This is a genomic window from Mastigocoleus testarum BC008 (assembly GCF_001456025.1).
Classification (GTDB): Bacteria; Cyanobacteriota; Cyanobacteriia; order Cyanobacteriales; family Nostocaceae; genus Mastigocoleus; species Mastigocoleus testarum.
On sequence record NZ_LMTZ01000101.1, the window covers coordinates 1 to 18,792 of the forward strand.

Sequence of the window (18,792 nt, forward strand, 5' to 3'; positions counted from 1 at the left end):
CATTGGAATTGTCCAGACTAATCACTTCTCGATCTATCTTACCTTACGTCCTAACTAAGCTGGCGATTGCTATAATTTCCAGTCGTCAACAGTCCCAACAAAGTGAATGGAGTTTGTGTGGGGTAACAAACTCTATCATTGAAAGCTGTGTTGTATCTAATAAAACTAGGGAAATTAACTATCTCTTTCCCCTCTACCTTTATCCAAACCCAAATAACCCAAAAGAATTAGAAGAATCAGTCCGTCCCAACCTCTCTCCCGAATTCCTCAAAGATATCACTTCAAAACTCGGCTATACCCCTACCCCAGAAGCCATCTTCTATTACATCTACGCCATCTTCCACTCACCCACCTACCGCGATCGCTACGCTGAATTCCTAAAAATCGACTTTCCCCGCGTACCCCTCACTTCATCAGACAAACTTTTCCAACAACTATCCGCATACGGTGAAGAATTAGTCACACTCCACCTAATGAAATCCCCCAAACTGAATAACCCAATAACTCAATTTGTAGAAAATGGTGGTGGTAAAGAAGTTGCAATTGGTTCTGCGAACAAAGCATACGCAAACAATAAAGTCACCATCAATAAAAAAGGTGACGGTTTTACCGGAGTACCAGAAAAAGTCTGGAATTTTCACGTTGGTGGCTATCAAGTTTGTCACAAATGGTTAAAAGACCGTAAAAAGCGCACTCTCAGCCAAGAAGATATCCAACACTATCAACGCATAGTAGTAGCATTGCAAGAAACTATAAAACTGATGAATAAAATCGATCAAGCTATACCCGACTTTCCGTTAAATTAGCGTGGAGCAATCCCTCCATTACAATAAAAGGGAAATAATTGGAAATAGTTTGTTTAATAACTAACAAAATGACTATCTATGAAAAACCTAACCAGAATTACTTTAAATCCAGAAATAATGGGTGGTAAACCCTGTATCCGAGGAATGCGTGTCACAGTAGGTGCTATTGTCGGCTTAATGGCATCCGGACATACACCCAATGATATTCTAAAAGCATATCCCTACCTGGAAGAAGCTGATATTTACGAAGCCCTTGCTTACGCTGCTTGGCGAGTTGAAGAAATTGAAGTACCTCTACAAAGTGCATGAAGATTTTGATTGATATGAATCTCTCCCCCGATTGGGTTGGAGTTTTTAAGAGGTACGATATCGAAGCTGTTCACTGGTCTACTATTGGTAAGCCGGATGCGAAAGATACGGTTATTATGGAATGGGCAAGAAATAATAATTACATCGTTTTTACTCACGATTTAGATTTTGGAACTTTGCTAGCAGCAACTCAAGCCAATACACCNCTAGTAGTTCGCCAAGCAAACTTTGCGGGGTTAAATAGCAGGATAAAACCGTTCAAATTTATTTCTGGCATCCGTAGTTTTAAAGCGCCAGTTTACAGTTGCGCGTTCTTCATTGCGTCGTTTCTCCCAAGCAGCAATTTCAGATTTTAATATTTGTACTTTTGGAATTCTTCGCTCTAAGCACTGACGAGACAAAACTGATAGTTCAATTTCTACTTGATTTAACCAAGAAGCATGTTTTGGTGTGTAATGAAACTCTAATTTTTGTATTATTCGGCGTGCCTCTTGTGGCTCAAAAACTTCATATAATGCGGCCCGATTATGTATATTTAAATTATCAACAACCAAACGAATTACTTCAGCCTCTGGACAGTAAATATCAACTAAATTCTTCATTTGCTTTGCAAAATCTACTTTGGAAGACGCGCGGCATGCGCCACGAACGTGCGCCGCTGGGTAACTTCAATATGTCGCCAACCTACTAATGGTTGAAAATATGCAAATAAGTTAACGTTACCGTTTCTTTTATACTCAAAGTCATAACGTTCCGGTTGGTCTGGTTCTGGAGGTAACGGCGTTCTAACTTCTTCTATCAGTTGATATGGAGTCTCATCAAAGCAAATTACTGGACGTTTTGGGTCGTAAGGCTCATTGTATAAATCCAACACATCTTCCATCCTTAAGATGTACTCCGAGTTGACTTCAGAAATACACCACTGTTCCCTTAACCAAGGTTTTACCTCGTTTTTTTTAGGGTTTGACGCACTGTTTCGTCAGAAACTGAGTCTACCATACCAAGACTTACAAGTTGATCTGCTAAAAGCTGCATCGTCCAACGAGTACGTCCTCCTGGTGGAGTAGAACAAGCTGTGGCTATCAAAAATGCTTCTGGCTTGCCATCAAGTTTGCGAGGTTTCCGTGGGTGTGGACGGTCTTTTATCGCATATTCTAATCCCCCCACTACGAATTTTTCACGGGTTCGCTCAACGGTTGAAACATTGACTCTTAGATTTGAAGCGATCGCTGCATCTAAACATCCTTCATTCGCCATAATAAGAATTTTGGCTCGGGTAATAGTTCTTGCTTTGTGCTTACCTTTTCTAGTTACCGATTGTAAGTATGATAACTCTTCTTCGCTTAAATCCACGATGTATTTTTTCGCCATGATGCTGCCCTGAACTCTATGTTTTTAAGTAGTTTATCAGCATCCGCTATTACCAGGCAAAGTTGACTTGGTAGACTACTAGTTATTAGCCAGTGAGATCGGAGTGGGACATGCAAACAAGAATTATAATCCTAGGAGGATATGGCAATACAGGCTTACTAATTTCCAAATTGCTTTTACAGGAAAGTGATGTTCAAATTGTTATCGCTGGAAGGAATCTAGGGCGAGCACAGCGAGCAGCAGATGATTTAAATCACGAATTTCATCGCAATTATCGCGTCTCAAGTAAACAAGTAGATGCTGCTAATAAAAGTAGTTTAAAAGCAGCTTTTGATAGTGTTAATCTAGTTGTTGTGGCATCAAGTACAATTAACTACACTCGTAACGTTGCCGAACTAGCCCTCGAAGCAGGAGCAGATTATCTGGATGTTCAGCTTTCTTCCCCTGCAAAATTAGCTGTACTTAACTCTTTGCGGGATAAAATTGAAAGAAAGGGAAGATGTTTTATTACAGATGGTGGCTTTCACCCTGGCGTACCGGCGGCAATGGTACGATACGCAGCTACTAAATTTGATACATTGAAAGTCGCTAACATTAGTGCTGCTTTTCAATTAAATTGGAAAGAATTACTGTTTTCAGAATCTACTACTGCTGAATTTATTGACGAATTGATTAATTTCAATCCGTTGGTACTGAAAAACAAAAAATGGATCGCAATGAGCATGCAAGAACTTCCAAAATTCGATTTTGGTGAAGTTTTCGGTGAACGATACTGTCCACCCATGTTCTTAGAAGAATTACGCTCATTGCCAGATTCTATTCCATCGCTTAATGAAACTGGTTTTTATATTTCAGGATTCAATTGGATGAGTGATTATATCATCATGCCTATTGCATTTGCTGCTTTTAAAATATTTCGAGAAAAAGCTAAAATCCCTATGGGAAAACTCTTTAGTTGGGGATTAAAAACTTTTAGTAAACCTCCTTTTGGGGCAGTTATACAATTAGAGGCGAAGGGTTTGAAAAACAAGAAAAATAGCTTGATGCATATGAGACTTACCCATGATAATCCTTATACTTTAACTGCGATTCCTGTTATTGCTTGTCTACTACAGTATCTCAACGGAAGTATTCGAAAGCCTGGATTATGGTTCCAGGCTCATTTGGTTGAACCAACACAGTTTTTTAAGGATATAGAAAGATTGGGAGTAAGAGTTAGTATTCAAATCAAATAGATTTCAGTGGTTTATCCTTGGTATCCTTTCCAGGATTACTAAAAAACTAGCTAAATAAGTGAAAAATGAAGTATTGAGGATGCAATTCTATAACTCTAATGAGTCCAAACCCTGCTAGCCCTGCTCCCAAAAGAGAAGCCCCAAAACTTATCTCGTCTTTTACCCATAGGGTACACAACTCAACATATTTATCCATGATAAATAAGACGAAAAATGTTCCAGCAATAGCATTCACCATCCCAAGCTCTAGAGAAGTTGCTGCCCAAATCATTGCCAAACCACTGACAAAGGTAATGACGTTTCTTAGCCAATAATTTTTACTAGCCACCCACTTGGAGGAAAGTATCGTCATCCCCAAAAAATACACAAAAGTTCCAGCAAACAGCGCACCGGTTTGGAACACATCAATAGAACTAGGAAGATAATTCTGAGTCAGTATTATGCCAAAGCTCATTAAACATCCTGCAGCGAATGTTCCTTGACCTGCTTTATCCTCACTATCAAAACCAATCAACAGGCTTAAAGGTCCTGCTATCAGCTTAAATCCAAAGAAGGCAATAAAAGCTAAGGAAGCCAACACCGCCACAGCAATACTTTGGTTCCACCAGGCTGACCCTGCATAGATAACCAAGCACATTCCAGATACGAAGTCTGCTTTAATCTCTGAATCTAGACTTAGATCGCAAGTTTTCTTTCCATGAAATAAGAGCAGACTCAAGAAAAAAATCAGCGCACCGAAGAGATTTGGGGACAGTCCCTCAAGGAATAACATCAAGTAAGCTCCTGCGACACAGAAGATAACTTCGTACACAGGAATAGGTATCTTAGCTAGAAGCTCCTTAACGATCGCAATTATCATCCAGGAAATGCGTGAAAGTACTCCACCAAGAAAGAATAAGGCCCCTATTATGCTGACGATCACAGCTAAAACTTTCGCAATTGTCTGAACTCGGAAGAGTGCTTTGAACCTATTCCAATTGCGAAGGTTCGTAACAGTTACACTCTCTCCTCGAATCTTTGAGGCTTGAACTGCATAAAACTGCCGTTGCTGATTGGCGATTTCACTGGGTATCACACTACGGGCTTCAAGATCGTCAATTGTAAGTACGTGATTTCGCAATACGGGTATATTGTTGTACTGATAAATCACATTGGGTTCAGCAGAGGCGAAGCCCACGAATGAGGTAAATGCGATCGCCAATGATAACCCCAGCGTGTATATCAATTTATTCACTTTCCTCGACCCTAAATCTGAGTATTTTGAGCGAATCTTAGTAATATCGAAATTAGTTATTCCCATTATGGATTCTTCCGCGCTGTAACAACCCCAAAGATTCCATTCGGTTCCATACAAACCTGAAAGTTATCAAATCCTGCATTTGCAGCCCATTGACGAGTCAATTCCCAAGAGCGCAACCGCATCACCCAAAGACGACCGGTATGAGTGGGTAAGGTACGAGCAATTAATTCTAACTGGGGATGATTGGGTTGAATGGTGAAAATTAGGGTTCCTGGAGCTTCCATAATTTGATAAAGCTGCTTAAAGTGATGCTCGATTAAGTGATCATCTGGCAAAATTTCATGTAATCCAGAAACAACAATTACATTAGGTCGGGGTTGTACTCGCTCCAGACTTTCATCATTGAAAGCATCAGCTTGTTGGATTTGGGCTGTAACTCCCAAGTCCATCGCCAATTGACAGGCTTTGGTAACGTTTTCTAATTTATAATCCCTTAGGGTTGCTGCAAATTTCTTATCCTGAAACTCTTGTAAAACTTCCAAATCGTAACGACCACCTCCACAAGCTACATCTAATAAACTGCAAGGAATATTTTGCTGTTGGTAAGACTGTAATACCTCCCGCAGAGTACTTTTGAGTAACTTAGAACGCTGTCGAATACCGCGCCATCCTTGGGAGTTGAGATAGAACCAATCAATAAGTGTCCCTAATGGTGTAATACCACTCGGTTGATTTGCATAAACGTACTCCAGCATCACCCCAGAATCGAATCCATACTGAAAGCCAATCCGAATTCCATTAGATAATTTTCCAACTGTTTTGAGTGACATACTCAATAATCCGTAATACCAGGCTTTAGGATTCCATGCAGGTAATGGGCGTAGGAGTTTTTCGTAAGTTGATAATGATTCTTGTAACATTTTGACCTCTAAGAAAAATAAAATAGTAAACTTTGGATAAAATAGGTTTTTTACTCAAGTCGCGAGCATTTGTTCTGCTGACAAAGTCTGCATTCGTTCTCTCAATTTGTGAAGAAAGGTTTGTTTATCTCCACCCCAATAGAGTGCTTGACCGATAAACATAGAGCATAGAAAAGGTACTAGCAGAAATTTCCCCTTTGGTAAGGCTTTACCAAGTCCATAGATAAAAATGGGAACAATAGGAACATTGGGATGTCGTTTTGCAAGATGAGTAATACCACATCTAAACTCTTTTAGGGACTCAGGTTCGCCTCTGGATCCTTCAGGATAAAGAATTAGAATTTGGTTTTGTGCTAAAGCGGCTGCACAATCTTTAAAAAAGGTGCGGTGTTTGGTACAAATGTCTTTGGGAGAATTTTCCTTGGGAGAATTTTCTTTAGGAGAATCTTCTTGATTTGAGTTGCAACGGACTGGAATGATATCTAAAACATGGCGAGAAAACCAGGCTAAGTAAGAATTTTTCTGAAGGAAATATTGTTCATTGGCTAAGGGACGAAGGTTATGCGCCATCGATAATGGGAAGAGAGACATTATGGCGAGGGTGTCTAAATGACTATTGTGATTCGCAACCAAAATAGCGGGACCAGTACTTGGTAGTAATTCCTTATGTCTGACACGCAAGCCAAGAATAACAAACACCACAAACTTAGCAATTAGTACAAAGAGGAATTTCAGAACTCGGTTCATAAAAATTGCCCCCGATAATAGAAGTAAACGGTGAAGTGGAAGAATAGAGGCGCTGTATAAATTAAACTATCAATGCGGTCCAAAATACCACCATGACCGGGGATAATAGTTCCACTATCTTTGATATTCAAGTCTCGCTTTAAGGCAGAAATATTCACATCACCAATAAATCCGGTCAAACTGAGGATGAGTCCCACATATAAAGCGTGCATTGTATGGAAGGGAGTTAGCCAAGGTGCGAGAGCAATCGCTAATCCTGTAGTGACCAATATACCGCCCAATAATCCTTCTACAGTTTTTCCCGGACTGACTTTAGGAAGAATTTTGCGATCGCCCAAAATTTTACCGGTAACGTATTGAGCAATATCGTTAATTTCTGTCAGCACCACCAGATATACCAGTAAGCCTGCACCACGAGCAATGGGATTTCCTTCGGGTGGTAGCATCAGTAAATAGGAAAGATGACTAATGGTGTAAACAGTTAACATCAATCCCCATTGAAGGGTGCTAATAGCATTTAAAAAACCTTGATTTTCACCAATTAACACCATCTGCATGGGTAGGAACAGAAACATATAGATGGGAATGAAGATGAGAAACATCCCGTACCAGCCAATGTAAATCCAGAAATACTGAAGTAATATGGCAAAATATGCCCATAACAAAACCTGACGGTCTGCGAGACGAGTTGGAATTAGGGAAAGATATTCCTTGAGCGCGAGAAAACTTAGAAAGCCGAAAAAGATAATAGAAACAGTGCGATTAAGAAATAGTGCCAAACTGAAAATAGTCACCATCACCCACCAAGACTTGATGCGGTCTTTCAGTTCGCTGTAGTCTTTCTGAGGATTATAAAATCCTAAAGTGTAGATAATTGCTGTGGAAATAACCAGTAACCCATAAATTCCAGCCAGAGTTAAAAGCACTGAAGTTGATAAATTGACAACCAGTGAGTTGACAATTGGTAAGTTGACAACCGGTAAATTCACAATTAGTAAACTTATGTTCATGACATATCCTTGTGAAATGGCTATTGACTGCGATTGAATATCGTCCACAGTAGGAGAACAACCATTCCTACCCAAATACTGTTCATAAAAGAGATAGATTCAAGTTGAATTCCAAATCCTAGTACCAGACTAATGATGGCGAAAAATAAGGCGCGATCGCTCTTACCCATTGGTCCTTCATAGCTACGCTTGTTGTCGATTATGAATTTTAAAAACCCAATAATTTCGGCAATAATGGCAAGGATAACGATGGTTATGATCCAAGGTGCTTTAATACCTGGAATAAAACTAAAAGGTAGGTAGAGTGCAACGTCAGAAATAATATCTCCCAGTTCGTTGAGTACAAATCCCATGTCTGTTGTTAAATTCTGTTCGCGAGCAAGCATCCCATCAATCGCATTAAGCGCCATTCTTAGCAACAAAATTATGGGAAACAACAAAAACACAAATTTAGATTGGGGATAAAAAGTAATTGTTAAACCCATAGCAACAGATAGCAAAATCGCCGACACTGTAATCTGATTAGGGGAAATTTGCCAGGTTGCGAACCGATTAACTAACGGACGAAGACAATTTTGGAATGCAGGTTTAAATTGATATAGGGTAAACATCAGCCTTGCAAAAACTCATACCCTAAATATAAAGACCATACCTCTGCAATAAAAATGACCCGATCGAGCATACCGTACCACTCTCGAATGGTGAAGAAGGAGGTCGAAGCAGATCGAAGTTTTTGCGAAGAATTTGTTATGCTCGGTATCAAAGCAAGATTATTTTCTTATTCTTATCCGTAGCCATCATGTCAGAATTATCTGCGTTTAATCCTGAAAAGTTTGAGCAATGGCTCCCCCAAGCACAGCGTCAACTGTATGTTAAATCGCTGATGCAAAGGGTAGGGATGACACGATGGCGAGCTGAATGCTTTGTTCGTCTTTGGCTATATTTGTTTTTGAAAGATTCTCAAACTCGTCATACTCTGCCAAAGTTACCCTTAAAGGAGTTAGCATTTCCTCAAGGTTGGGTGGAATGTAGTTGCCACCAAGCTGCAGATATATTTTATAGCGATCGAGAACGAGGGGGCGAGCGTTCGGCTGGTATGATGCTGGATAAATTGGTTGCTTTGGGGCTAATTAGAAAACACTTTGATGGTAATTGTACCCAAATTGAAATTCAACCACTCCCAGAACTTTTAGAGCACCATACCTTAGATTCTACAGCGATCGTTAAACCAGATGCTTTCGATTTACGCAGCGATGCAATTCCCATTGCTAATATGCTGGCCAGTAATTACAATTGGCTCAATCGGAATACAGATACCGTACCTTACCGCATCGCCAATATTCTCCGCGATTGGGCGAGTCAATATGCAGGGGGAATGCGAGTATTACGGCGCAGTGATAATCAGAATCCTGTAGGGTTTTATGTTCTTTATCCTACTCTGCGGGAATCAGAAATTAAATTTTTTGCTCCTCCCAGTCAAGGACTTCATCTAAGTCGAGTTACTGAAGTCGACCCGTTTAAAATCGCTTTACCAGGAGATGAAACCTGTCGCTCTGTTTTTGTCCGCAGTTGGATGATTGATAGTTCCTATCAAAAACAAGCTCAAGTTCTGTTCTTACAGGATGCGCAACAAACTCTTGGTAGGATGAAAGAAGATTTTCCCAATTTATGGGATATGTATACCTTAATCATTCATCCCAGTTATGCAGAATTAGGACAAGCATTGGGATTTCAGAAAACTGGTTCTGACCCTAAATTACCACTTTATTGGATGTACCAAGCAGTTGATCGATTCCTGAAGCTTGATATCCAGAAAGCTATGAGCAATATTGTTTCTTGAAATCAAGAATCTGAGATGTTCTCGATCGCTAATTTCAATTTCAAAAGAACTGAAGCTTAATCCCCAATATCTATAAATTGAATATTAAGTGAATATTAAGAAATAATATAAGAATTTTTATGTCTTTTTTCTTCTCACCAATGAATGAAAACAACGCACGTATAATCTTAAACTGGCGTTATGAAAAACCTTATGATTTTTATAATCCCGACTCCTCCCACATAGAGGAAAATATACAGGAATTTACCAACCCCCAAAATGCTTATTACAGCTTGACCAATAGTAATAGTGAACTTGTAGCACATTGCTGTTTTGGAACAGAAGCGCGGGTAAGTGATGGTAATTACAGTGTTGAAGCACTTGATATAGGACTTGGAATGAATCCTAGGTTTACCAAACGGGGACTTGCTTTGCGTACAATCAATGCCATAATTGATTTTGGTAACGCCAAGTTTTTAGCAACTTTGTTTCGTGTTACCGTTGCGGAATTTAATCAACAAGCTTTAAGGATATGTGAAAAAGCTGGCTTTAAAGAAATTGAAAGATTTCAAAGAAAGCAAGATGGTAAATATTTCCTAATTATGATCCTGAATTTGGAAAATTCTCCCACTTATTCTAAAAATAATTACTCTAAAAATAATTACTAGAGCGATTTTCCCGAATACTTCTAAACTTATCTCTTAAAGTTTTTGCAGGTTTAACGTCAGTTCATTTTAATTTTCTTAGCTCTGCTTCAGTTTGGGAATTCCAAGCGCGCACCGAACCAAATGCTCCATCATAAACTGCTTTCCAAGCTCGATTGTCCTTTTTTTCAGCAAAAAATAGAAAGCGTCCTCCAGGTTTATCGATAAAATCATCGCAGGAGGTAGAATTAAAGCCTCTCAGCCTCACAACTTTAGGCCCATTGCCTTTAAAATATTGATTGACTTGAATTATAAGTACTTCTTCACTCACTTTGTTAACAACTCCCTCAAACAAGATTGGAGTTCTCTTTACCCTTTGTTCGAGAGTTGATGGTTCAGTTCCCAGGTCTGGTAAACATGCATATGCAGACTGTGAAACTCCAATTATGGATGCGACCACAATTGGTAGACTTAGTCCAAAGACCTTAAGAAAATGAAGATTGATAGGTTTGCTGTCTAACATATTTGTTTACTAAAATAAACCCAAGCTAGTAGCTGCAATTGAGTTTTATACTCATTTTTTTATACTCAGTATTTTTTATACTAAATACTAGTTTTCCAGCTATTAATTCGTTCCAAGGGTTTTTGACTATTATTAAGACTTCTAATTGCAACTAAAGTTCCTATCAATTCCCCACATTAGTATTGCATTATTTAATAATTACAAGCATCTCACTTACTAATTACCATCAGGGGGCAATAAAGTATAAATATAACCTTATTATAACAACCTAAATATTATTTATATTATTTATTAGTGTCATTCCACTTGTAATGGAGAATAATAGAAGATGAGAAATTTTCTAGAGAAATGTCATTTACACCAAGCCAGCTAGTTATTGGTTCTGTTGTATTATAAGGAATTTGTTCTGCTGCTCTTACATCCCTGCAACCTGCAATCAAATCATCAAATATTAGCTTTCTTATCTGCATATCACTTTTTATACGTTCCCTAAAGTTTTCATCTAACATGATGCGACAGATTGCACGATTAATCTCATACCGACCAAAACCTGCTTGACTTCTAATATTATCTCTAATCGCGATCGCAGTATTAAAATTTTCTATTGCACGAGTATATTCAGGGCATAATTTATCTTTTAGAGCATAGCCAAGTTGAGCGTAATTACGATGAAATCTTTTTCCCGAGTCACTATCTATTAAACCTTGAAATACTGAAATTGTCCTTTCCATATATTCCTTATTTATCTGCCAATTTTCTTCCCTTGCCTTTTTGGCTAAATAAAACATTTGAACTTTTTGAGATGGGCTAGCATCTTTAATCTTTTCCTTCATCAAGTCAATCTGTTCAGAGTTTAAGCCATGATGTTTATCCAGATGTCTAATCACCAGAGACAAAGCATCAGCATCTTTATCATATTGTTCTTTCACACCCCTAACATCATTTGTAATACGTTCTAATAAATATTCAGCCTCTTGAGTTCTCCGACGAATAATTTCACTTAATTCTTGATTCCTTTGCTCGAGTTCTTTACCTTTTTCTAGTAAATCTTCGTCATTACGTTTTAATTGTTGGATAACCTTATCTGCTGCTCTTGTAGTAATTAAATTTCCTGAGAATCCACCAATAACACCAACCGCAATAAATTTAATTCCATCAATAAAATTTTCACTATTATAGTTACCATTACTGATATCAAAAGGTAGTAAAAGGAAAATCGTGTAAGCTCCACCAATACCAATTAATAATTCTCCCAAAAATCCAAAATTTATGATTCCCTGTCTGTTAATCTTAGGAAATCTCAGTTCTTTTGAGTTTAAACTTGATAACAATCCACCAAAAGCCCCTGAAATAGTTATTGCTATAAATTCCTGATTATTTAAAAAATGGGGAAGTAAATTTTTATTTGTCAGTTGAAGGAGAATACCAATAAAAATTCCTAAAATTAAAACTAGTATTTGTTCAAAAATCCAAAGCAGTTTAATTTTATTTCTTATAGAACGCTTCTTCAGCCGAGATAAATTGTTATTCAGACGCAATACTTCACCTTCCAAATACTTGATGTTTCCGTTGGAAGGAAGAGGAATTTCTTCTCCCCTTTTATGACTAAGTTTTATCCAGTCTGATTTATATTTTTTTACTAGTTCTACTAATTCTTGTAAATTTTCACCTTCAAAGCGACAACCAGGTATGTCTAGAATTTCTACAATATATATTCCTTTGTCTTGAGGAATAATTGTCATTGGGTACTCCAGACTCATATAATACTCCGCTGGTTGTTCGCGATAGTTTTTACCAGCCATTGATATAGTTACTACAAGTTGTAATGAGATATACCTGTTATACAACACCCACAAAATTAGTTTTAAGGAAAATAAGAAACAAAATTTAACTGGACATTAGGAATAAAGATATTTATTCCTATATCTAGTTATCTTTTTTGCAATCTCCTCTTGCACCTGACGTTACGTGAGGAAATAACATAGCAACTATAGGTGATAAAAATTATGTTTATGGGTCAAAAATATGGAACCTATATCAATAAAAGTAGGTGAACTAGCAAAACAGACTGGTATATCTATTCGAACTCTCCATTATTACGATGAAATCGGTTTACTCAAACCTTCTGAAAGAACTGAAACAGGACATCGTCTTTATACCCCAGAAGATATTGTCTGTTTACAACAAATCATATCTCTCAGACAGTTGGAGTTTTCTTTAGATGAAATTCATAACTGTTTAGAGGATCCTAACTTTAATTTATCCAGTGTAGTTACTTTACATATATCCCGTCTTAGAGAACAGATAGAACTTGCTCGCAAACTTTATAACCGTCTTGAAACGATCGCAGATACTTTAAATCAAAAAAAAGATATTTCTATTCACAATCTGATTGGAACAATCAAGGTAATAACTATGTTTGAAAAATACTATAGCCAAGAACAGTTGGAAGAACTCAAACAAAGAAGACTCCAACTGGGAGATGAGCAAATTCGTCAGGGGGAAGATGCTTGGAAAGAACTAATTTCTCAAGTTCAAAATGAAATGCAAAAGGGTACAGACCCAGCAAGTCAAACAATACAGGAATTAGCCCAACGTTGGATGAATTTAATTCAAGCTTTTACTGGTGGTAACCCTGAGATTGAGAAATCTTTAAATACCATGTATCAACAAGAAGGTATAGCCGTAGCTAGTCAAAATACTTTAGATCGAGAGACTTGTGAGTATATGGCTCGGGCGATAGCTATATTAAGTGACGAGCCGCCAGCCATAATGGGATGATTTTGCCCAATTTGTAAGAAATTTTCAACGCTTTCAACCGTCGATTCATACCAGATTTGTGCAACGCCTAATCTGAATATAACAAGTCCGGATATAGTAGGAACTCCAAGTCAAAATGCCAAGAAACTTAAAGCTATCTTCAAGAAAAGCATCCGAATAATTAATTACGTCCAAAAACATAGACAGAGCAAAGAGCATCAATGCTAGAAGAAGAAGCGAATATTCAGTTTTCAGAATTTGACGCTGCCAACGCAGAAAATACGTCAAAATCGATAGACCGTAAAAAATGAAAATGATTTTCTCGTTTATTCTCAGATATATGGGTGCGATCTGTTCGTGAATCAAAAATAGGTCGTCTAGCAGCATAATACCGGAAAGACTCGCAGACCAAAAAAAGAATGTGGATAGGTTCGATTTCGATTTTTTAGAAACTAAGACGCAGGCAAAAAAACATATGGCTGTGGTACTACACCACAGCAAAACTCCCAAGTTAGAAATAAAACCAATATATATAGGGAAATGAAGAGATTCAAGTTTTCCGAGAAATACTTCTGGATTGCTTAGTTGAATATTTTTAATAATGTCATAGGAAACAGCGTAAGTATCCCGCACAGCATAGGAAAGATCTAAACCTATCAACCAATGCATAATTAATAAACCCCCTAGTATACAGAGTGCGGGAGTGTAAATAATAACTAAGAATGGTATAAGTTTTTGAAGCTGATGTAATATATCTTTCCTTATATTTTTTAACCTTGAGTTAATCTTAAACACCAAAAGACCTCTAAAATCTTTAATAACAAATTTACCATCTCTATAATGCATGAGGCTTACATGTTACTATCAAGTTCACTATGTCTTTAAGCTAAGGTTAAGGCACTATAAAGCTTTACGATATTTAAAAGTCTTTTATGGTTTTTATTTATACTTCAAAGTGAATTTATTAAGAAATTCAAAAATAAGTAGCGGTCTTTGAATTCTTTATATATTTCCCGATATGTAAAAGTGATAATTTTTACTTAAACAGATTTCTACTGCCATCAAACTTATCGTTTATTTGATTTAAGGTTAACAAATAACAAAATAAAAAATCAGATACCCGTTGTAAGGTATAAGTTATTTAATACACCAAAATATACGCATTTAATTAAATTAAAAATCAAGTAGATAGTAAGTTGTTATTTTTCAACGATAGCGATTATTTACTCAGGAAAATATATTTATTTTTATCCTTTAGAGTCTCACTGTCTTAGTAAGCTCTTTAATAAATTAGGAGTATCAATAACTCATATCTTGCACCTGTGAGTATTAACCCAGATAAATTCAAAATACGTGCCATAACACTACCTAATTTTTATGACTTTATATCGCTAAGTTAAGGGTTCTGGCTTTTTACTGAGTAATACATTTACATCAACTTTTGTTGGTGCAAGATGTAAGATAACCTTAAAAGCTTGATTAAATCTTATTTATTTGTCCCAATTTTATCGAATCAGGATTTCAAACAGAAAATAACAGCCTATTTATTATTATTTGATTTAGATATCGTAAACTAGGTATCTTAAATTACTCCTTGCTAGCTATTAAGACTCAGCATTCGGTACACTCAATAGTGCAAATAATCGGAGTAAATATGTTACCACCAAAAAAAAACACAAACCTATTTATAATTCATATTTACTAGGGGCAAAATCTGTCCGTCAAAAAATGTTGCTCGTATTTCTTCCTGTAACTTTGATTCCATTAGCGATCGCAGGAATCTTAGGAGGGGTAATCACTTATCAACGTTCCTCTGAACAAAAAGAAACACAATTACATGATCGAGCAATAATAGTTGCAGAATTAACTAGCAAGAAACTGGAATTTGAATCAGCCATACTTCAAACAGCTGCAGCAGACCCCCTACTTATCAATGCATTCCGTAATGCTTCTAAACAAGTTAAACAAGAAGGTTTGGAAAAAAAATCCATTACTGAATTAGAAAATCAATTTAAAGATAATAAAGTTTTAAATGTCAATCAACTATTAAATTCATATTTGCAGAGGCTTGTTAAAATTGGCAGTTTTACAAATGTATTTTTTACAGAGCAATATGGTTTTAATATCGCCTCCAGTAAACCTACTCCTGATTTGATTCAAAGAAACGAAACTTGGTGGAAACAGGCAAAGAAATTAGAAGATTCAGAAACTTTTATTACTCCACCACATCCGCATAAATCGGTTCACAATCTTTATTTTGACCTGATAAATAAGATTGTCGATCCTAAGACTGGTGAATTTCTTGGTGTTATTACAGCCGGTTATAGAACTAAGGACCTCAACTTCTTAGCTGAAGAACTCCATAAAATCGAGCTTTTGGGTTCCGAGCATTTGCAAATTATATCGTTCGCAGATGAAAAGAATCCCATGGTTGTGACAACTATGAATTACGCTAAGAATAACAAAAAATTGAATAGTACAAAACTCGCAAATATAACTTCTCAGAAGGTTTTGGGGGGAGATGTATTACTTCAACACGCTATTAGATATCAGTCTAGACCTCAAAATGGCGGACCATACACAACATCATTGGTTTACAATCATCGCCGTTTTACTTTGGCTCGAGTCCCTGGTAGAAATTGGATTGTAGTTGCTTCCATTGAACTGGCAGAAATTCATAAATCTGCTAAACAAATATTATTAATGTTTGGCTTGATTTTTTTGGCTTTAGCTACGGTTACATCTATTATCATTGTTAAATTTTCCCACAGTTTGTCCGATCCCCTCAATCTATTGACCATAACAGCGAGAAAGGTCACAGAAATTTGTGATTTTAGTTTGCGGGTACCGGTCACCACTCAAGATGAAGTAGGAATCTTAGCCATTCATTTTAATCGGTTAATTCGGTGGATCGAAAAATATATCCACGAACTTCAAGAAACTCAAGCTCAACTAATTCATTCGGAAAAAATGTCGAGTTTAGGACAAATGCTTGCTGGTATTGTCCATGAGATTAATAATCCAGTAAACTTTGTGCATGGAAATATTCAACATGCGGATCAATACAGCCAAGATTTATTGAACTTAATCCAGATATATCAAGAAAATTGTCCTAATTTATCCTCTGAAGTTCAAGAACGGATAGAAGATATCGACCCAGATTTTGTCAGTCGAGACTTTCCCAAGCTTTTGAATTCTATGCAGGTTGGAACAGAACGTATTATTGGAATTGTTAATTCCTTACGTACTTTTTCCCGTTTAGATGAAGCAGATGTCAAACAAGCAGATATTCATGGAGGAATTGACAGCACGTTAGTGATTCTGCAAAATCGTCTCAAGGATAGTAAATCATCTTCTACGATCCAAATCATTAAAGATTATGGCAACATACCACCAGTAGAATGCTGTCCCGGACAGATAAATCAGGTATTTATGAATATTTTGGCAAATGCGATCGATGCATTCAAAGAAAGTCTTCAGCCAAAAAATGCAAACTGTACTGAAGCAGTTAAAAATCAGGAAAAACCCAAGATCGCTCTACGAACAAGACAGGAGGGTAAAAATTGCATCATCACTATTAGCGATAATGGCTCTGGGATGAGTCCACAAGTGCAAAGACGCATTTTCGATCCGTTCTTCACCACCAAGTCAGTAGGTCAAGGTACCGGTTTGGGATTATCCATTAGCTATAAAATTGTGGTAGAAAAACACAAAGGAAAACTCGAGTGTGATTCTGTACTCGGTCGTGGAACAAAGTTTACAATTACTCTTCCTATAGAAGCTGCTATAGAATCCCAGGAAAAACTTTTGATTTAATTTCGCTTTGATTTGATGTTACTTTCACTTAATCTTACTTAAATTTCGCAAATCGATCGAAAAGCGCATATATGCGGACATATCACGAATGATAAGTAATTGAGGTACATCCAAAACCCTAGAAAGCAGATGCAAAGAGTATTCCACTTCTGACTCCTGACTCCCAACAAAAGAAGTGACACAATAAAATATTTCCATATACCGTAATCTTCATAATTGTTCCCTATTATTTCTGTTTGCTGTTCCCTACTTACCTTTCAATATTCATCACTTCCTGAAATATTAATTGTTCTGCATGACGTCTGTCTGTGAAAATAGCTAATTGTTACCAGCATTCGATAAACTCAATAATGCAAATAATCCTGTAACTATACTTGCTATGTCCGATTCCCAAAGCATTAGTAACGCCGTCGCCAAACTTTATAATACTTACCCTTTCCCTCCAGAACCCTTATTAGATGAGCCCCCACCAGGTTATAACTGGCGCTGGAAATGGTCATCTGCTTATAACTTTTGTACCGGACAAAAACCTGATCGTGAAAATATTCGCATTCTTGATGCTGGTTGTGGAACTGGAGTTGGAACAGAATACTTGGTTCACCTCAACCCAGAAGCTTCAGTTGTGGGAATCGATTTGAGTGAAGGTGCATTAGAAGTTGCAAAAGAACGCTGTCAACGCTCCGGTGCAAATCGCGTCGAGTTTCACCACCTGAGTTTATTTGATGTAGAACAACTTGAAGGAGAATTTGATTTAATTAATTGTGTGGGAGTTTTACATCATACCCCCGATCCAATTCGTGGAATTCAAGCTTTAGCCAAAAAATTAGCCCCAGGTGGTTTATTCCATATTTTTGTATATGGGGAACTAGGACGAAGAGAAATTCAATTCATGCAAGAAGCGATCGCGATGCTTCAAGGGAAAAAACGGGGTGACTATCGAGATGGAGTACAGGTTGGAAGACAGATATTTGCTTCCTTACCAGAAAGTAACCGAATTTTACAGCGAGACAAACAACTTTGGGCTTTGGAAAATCACAAGGATGAAAATTTTGCTGACATGTATGTTCATCCTCAAGAAATTGATTATAATTCCGAAACCTTATTTGAATTAGTTGACGCTTCCGGGTTAGAATTTGTGGGATTTTCTAATCCCGGTTACTGGAACTTAGAACGAATTTTGGGTCAAAACCCAGAATTAATGGAGCGAGCAGCAAACTTGAGCGAACGCCAACGTTACCGTTTAGTAGAAATATTAGATCCAGATAACCCAGAAATTACCCACTACGAATTTTTCCTCAGTCGTCCACCATTACCCCACACCAATTGGTCTGACGAGCAAGCCTTACTTGGAGCAACTCCAGAAATTAATCCTTGCATAGATGGGTTTCCAAGTAAGTGTATATTTGATTACAATTACCAAGTAGTAAAATTATCAGATGAGGAGTTTAAGTTCATGCAAGCTTGCAACGGAAGCTTAACAGTTGAAGAAATTATTAAAGATTTAGAATTAGGTTTACCAGAAATCAGAAAACTTCAGCAACAGCAATTAATTATGTTGTCAGGGAACTAAATAATTATTAGTTAGACTGTTA

At 37.2% G+C, this 18,792-nt stretch carries 19 protein-coding genes and 1 pseudogene; 9 read left to right on the forward strand and 11 right to left on the reverse strand.

Annotated elements, in window-relative coordinates; all coding sequences use genetic code 11:
* The 3 genes from BC008_RS23295 to BC008_RS48595 form a co-directional block, all read left to right on the forward strand.
* Positions 1-806 (forward strand): type ISP restriction/modification enzyme (locus BC008_RS23295; RefSeq protein WP_321170087.1); only part of this gene is annotated, 806 nt, incomplete at its 5' end.
* A gap of 78 nt (positions 807-884) precedes the next feature.
* Complete coding sequence (locus BC008_RS23300; RefSeq protein WP_027847058.1) at positions 885-1,115, forward strand: DUF433 domain-containing protein; 231 nt, start codon at positions 885-887, stop codon at positions 1,113-1,115.
* A 14-nt stretch (positions 1,116-1,129) separates the two neighbouring features.
* On the forward strand, positions 1,130-1,471 hold the full coding sequence (locus tag BC008_RS48595) for a DUF5615 family PIN-like protein (protein WP_235595916.1): 342 nt from the start codon (positions 1,130-1,132) through the stop codon (positions 1,469-1,471).
* Here BC008_RS48595 and BC008_RS47590 read toward each other — a convergent pair.
* Positions 1,352-2,486: pseudogene (locus BC008_RS47590) on the reverse strand (IS630 family transposase). The gene BC008_RS48595 and the pseudogene BC008_RS47590 sit on opposite strands and share 120 nt — an antisense overlap.
* Positions 2,487-2,596: 110 nt before the next feature.
* Between BC008_RS47590 and BC008_RS23315 the strand changes: the two are divergent.
* Positions 2,597-3,721 carry a saccharopine dehydrogenase family protein gene (locus BC008_RS23315; RefSeq protein WP_027846296.1) on the forward strand — a complete coding sequence of 375 codons (1,125 nt, stop codon included), beginning with the start codon at positions 2,597-2,599 and terminating at the stop codon, positions 3,719-3,721.
* 46 nt (positions 3,722-3,767) lie between these two features.
* Here BC008_RS23315 and BC008_RS23320 read toward each other — a convergent pair whose 3' ends face one another.
* The 6 genes from BC008_RS23320 to BC008_RS23340 form a co-directional block, all read right to left on the reverse strand.
* Positions 3,768-4,946 (reverse strand): hypothetical protein, encoded by a 1,179-nt coding sequence (locus BC008_RS23320; protein WP_153009648.1) that lies wholly within the window; start codon positions 4,944-4,946, stop codon positions 3,768-3,770.
* A 74-nt stretch (positions 4,947-5,020) separates the two neighbouring features.
* The gene (locus BC008_RS23325; protein ID WP_027846294.1) at positions 5,021-5,881 is read right to left on the reverse strand and encodes a class I SAM-dependent methyltransferase family protein; all 861 of its coding nucleotides are present in this window, start codon (positions 5,879-5,881) and stop codon (positions 5,021-5,023) included.
* Positions 5,882-5,935: 54 nt separating this feature from the next.
* Positions 5,936-6,628, reverse strand: coding sequence for a lysophospholipid acyltransferase family protein (locus BC008_RS23330; RefSeq protein ID WP_027846293.1), 693 nt, complete (start codon positions 6,626-6,628; stop codon positions 5,936-5,938).
* Positions 6,625-7,554: a phosphatidate cytidylyltransferase gene (locus tag BC008_RS23335; RefSeq protein WP_201026163.1), complete on the reverse strand. Its 930-nt coding sequence runs from the start codon at positions 7,552-7,554 to the stop codon at positions 6,625-6,627. The genes BC008_RS23330 and BC008_RS23335 overlap by 4 nt, the downstream gene beginning before the upstream one ends.
* Positions 7,478-7,699 (reverse strand): pentapeptide repeat-containing protein, encoded by a 222-nt coding sequence (locus tag BC008_RS52790; protein WP_201026164.1) that lies wholly within the window; start codon positions 7,697-7,699, stop codon positions 7,478-7,480. Before BC008_RS52790 ends, BC008_RS23335 begins: the two co-directional genes overlap by 77 nt.
* Positions 7,659-8,249 carry a CDP-alcohol phosphatidyltransferase family protein gene (locus BC008_RS23340; protein WP_027846291.1) on the reverse strand — a complete coding sequence of 197 codons (591 nt, stop codon included), beginning with the start codon at positions 8,247-8,249 and terminating at the stop codon, positions 7,659-7,661. The genes BC008_RS52790 and BC008_RS23340 overlap by 41 nt, the downstream gene beginning before the upstream one ends.
* Positions 8,250-8,437: 188 nt before the next feature.
* Here BC008_RS23340 and BC008_RS23345 point away from each other — a divergent pair, with 188 nt between their 5' ends.
* Positions 8,438-9,478 (forward strand): hypothetical protein, encoded by a 1,041-nt coding sequence (locus BC008_RS23345; protein ID WP_036266019.1) that lies wholly within the window; start codon positions 8,438-8,440, stop codon positions 9,476-9,478.
* Between the two features lie 140 nt (positions 9,479-9,618).
* Entirely contained in the window at positions 9,619-10,125 is a 507-nt protein-coding gene (locus BC008_RS23350) for a GNAT family N-acetyltransferase (protein ID WP_161938149.1), read from the forward strand.
* Positions 10,126-10,186: 61 nt separating this feature from the next.
* Here BC008_RS23350 and BC008_RS23355 read toward each other — a convergent pair whose 3' ends face one another.
* A complete protein-coding gene (locus BC008_RS23355) occupies positions 10,187-10,624 on the reverse strand; it encodes a hypothetical protein (protein ID WP_027844141.1) in 438 nt (145 codons plus the stop codon).
* Positions 10,625-10,908: 284 nt separating this feature from the next.
* Positions 10,909-12,426 carry a type II toxin-antitoxin system HicB family antitoxin gene (locus BC008_RS23360; protein ID WP_058183908.1) on the reverse strand — a complete coding sequence of 506 codons (1,518 nt, stop codon included), beginning with the start codon at positions 12,424-12,426 and terminating at the stop codon, positions 10,909-10,911.
* A 223-nt stretch (positions 12,427-12,649) separates the two neighbouring features.
* Between BC008_RS23360 and BC008_RS23365 the strand changes: the two genes are divergently transcribed.
* Complete coding sequence (locus tag BC008_RS23365) at positions 12,650-13,405, forward strand: MerR family transcriptional regulator (RefSeq protein ID WP_036266023.1); 756 nt, start codon at positions 12,650-12,652, stop codon at positions 13,403-13,405.
* Positions 13,406-13,450: 45 nt separating this feature from the next.
* On the opposite strand, the gene BC008_RS23370 is transcribed toward BC008_RS23365, so the two are convergent.
* Positions 13,451-14,053 (reverse strand): hypothetical protein, encoded by a 603-nt coding sequence (locus tag BC008_RS23370; RefSeq protein WP_153009649.1) that lies wholly within the window; start codon positions 14,051-14,053, stop codon positions 13,451-13,453.
* 1,059 nt (positions 14,054-15,112) lie between these two features.
* On the opposite strand from BC008_RS23370, the gene BC008_RS23375 reads away from it, so the two are divergent.
* A complete protein-coding gene (locus BC008_RS23375; RefSeq protein ID WP_058183909.1) occupies positions 15,113-17,200 on the forward strand; it encodes a sensor histidine kinase in 2,088 nt (695 codons plus the stop codon).
* 24 nt (positions 17,201-17,224) lie between these two features.
* On the opposite strand, the gene BC008_RS51490 is transcribed toward BC008_RS23375, so the two are convergent.
* Entirely contained in the window at positions 17,225-17,398 is a 174-nt protein-coding gene (locus tag BC008_RS51490) for a hypothetical protein (RefSeq protein WP_235595917.1), read from the reverse strand.
* A gap of 181 nt (positions 17,399-17,579) precedes the next feature.
* On the opposite strand from BC008_RS51490, the gene BC008_RS23380 reads away from it, so the two are divergent.
* Positions 17,580-18,770: a class I SAM-dependent methyltransferase gene (locus BC008_RS23380; protein ID WP_027844143.1), complete on the forward strand. Its 1,191-nt coding sequence runs from the start codon at positions 17,580-17,582 to the stop codon at positions 18,768-18,770.
* Positions 18,771-18,792: the final 22 nt, after the last annotated feature.

Coding starts and splice junctions, on each gene's coding strand:
- BC008_RS23375 (WP_058183909.1), top strand. CDS start 15,113: ATGTTGCTCGTATTTCTTCCTGTAACTTTGATTCCATTAGCGATCGCA.
- BC008_RS23355 (WP_027844141.1), bottom strand. CDS start 10,624: ATGTTAGACAGCAAACCTATCAATCTTCATTTTCTTAAGGTCTTTGGA.
- BC008_RS23370 (WP_153009649.1), bottom strand. CDS start 14,053: ATGCATTGGTTGATAGGTTTAGATCTTTCCTATGCTGTGCGGGATACT.
- BC008_RS23330 (WP_027846293.1), bottom strand. CDS start 6,628: ATGAACCGAGTTCTGAAATTCCTCTTTGTACTAATTGCTAAGTTTGTG.
- BC008_RS23360 (WP_058183908.1), bottom strand. CDS start 12,426: ATGGCTGGTAAAAACTATCGCGAACAACCAGCGGAGTATTATATGAGT.
- BC008_RS23350 (WP_161938149.1), top strand. CDS start 9,619: ATGAATGAAAACAACGCACGTATAATCTTAAACTGGCGTTATGAAAAA.
- BC008_RS23380 (WP_027844143.1), top strand. CDS start 17,580: ATGTCCGATTCCCAAAGCATTAGTAACGCCGTCGCCAAACTTTATAAT.
- BC008_RS23315 (WP_027846296.1), top strand. CDS start 2,597: ATGCAAACAAGAATTATAATCCTAGGAGGATATGGCAATACAGGCTTA.
- BC008_RS23300 (WP_027847058.1), top strand. CDS start 885: ATGAAAAACCTAACCAGAATTACTTTAAATCCAGAAATAATGGGTGGT.
- BC008_RS23340 (WP_027846291.1), bottom strand. CDS start 8,249: ATGTTTACCCTATATCAATTTAAACCTGCATTCCAAAATTGTCTTCGT.
- BC008_RS23325 (WP_027846294.1), bottom strand. CDS start 5,881: ATGTTACAAGAATCATTATCAACTTACGAAAAACTCCTACGCCCATTA.
- BC008_RS51490 (WP_235595917.1), bottom strand. CDS start 17,398: ATGGAAATATTTTATTGTGTCACTTCTTTTGTTGGGAGTCAGGAGTCA.
- BC008_RS23345 (WP_036266019.1), top strand. CDS start 8,438: ATGTCAGAATTATCTGCGTTTAATCCTGAAAAGTTTGAGCAATGGCTC.
- BC008_RS23365 (WP_036266023.1), top strand. CDS start 12,650: ATGGAACCTATATCAATAAAAGTAGGTGAACTAGCAAAACAGACTGGT.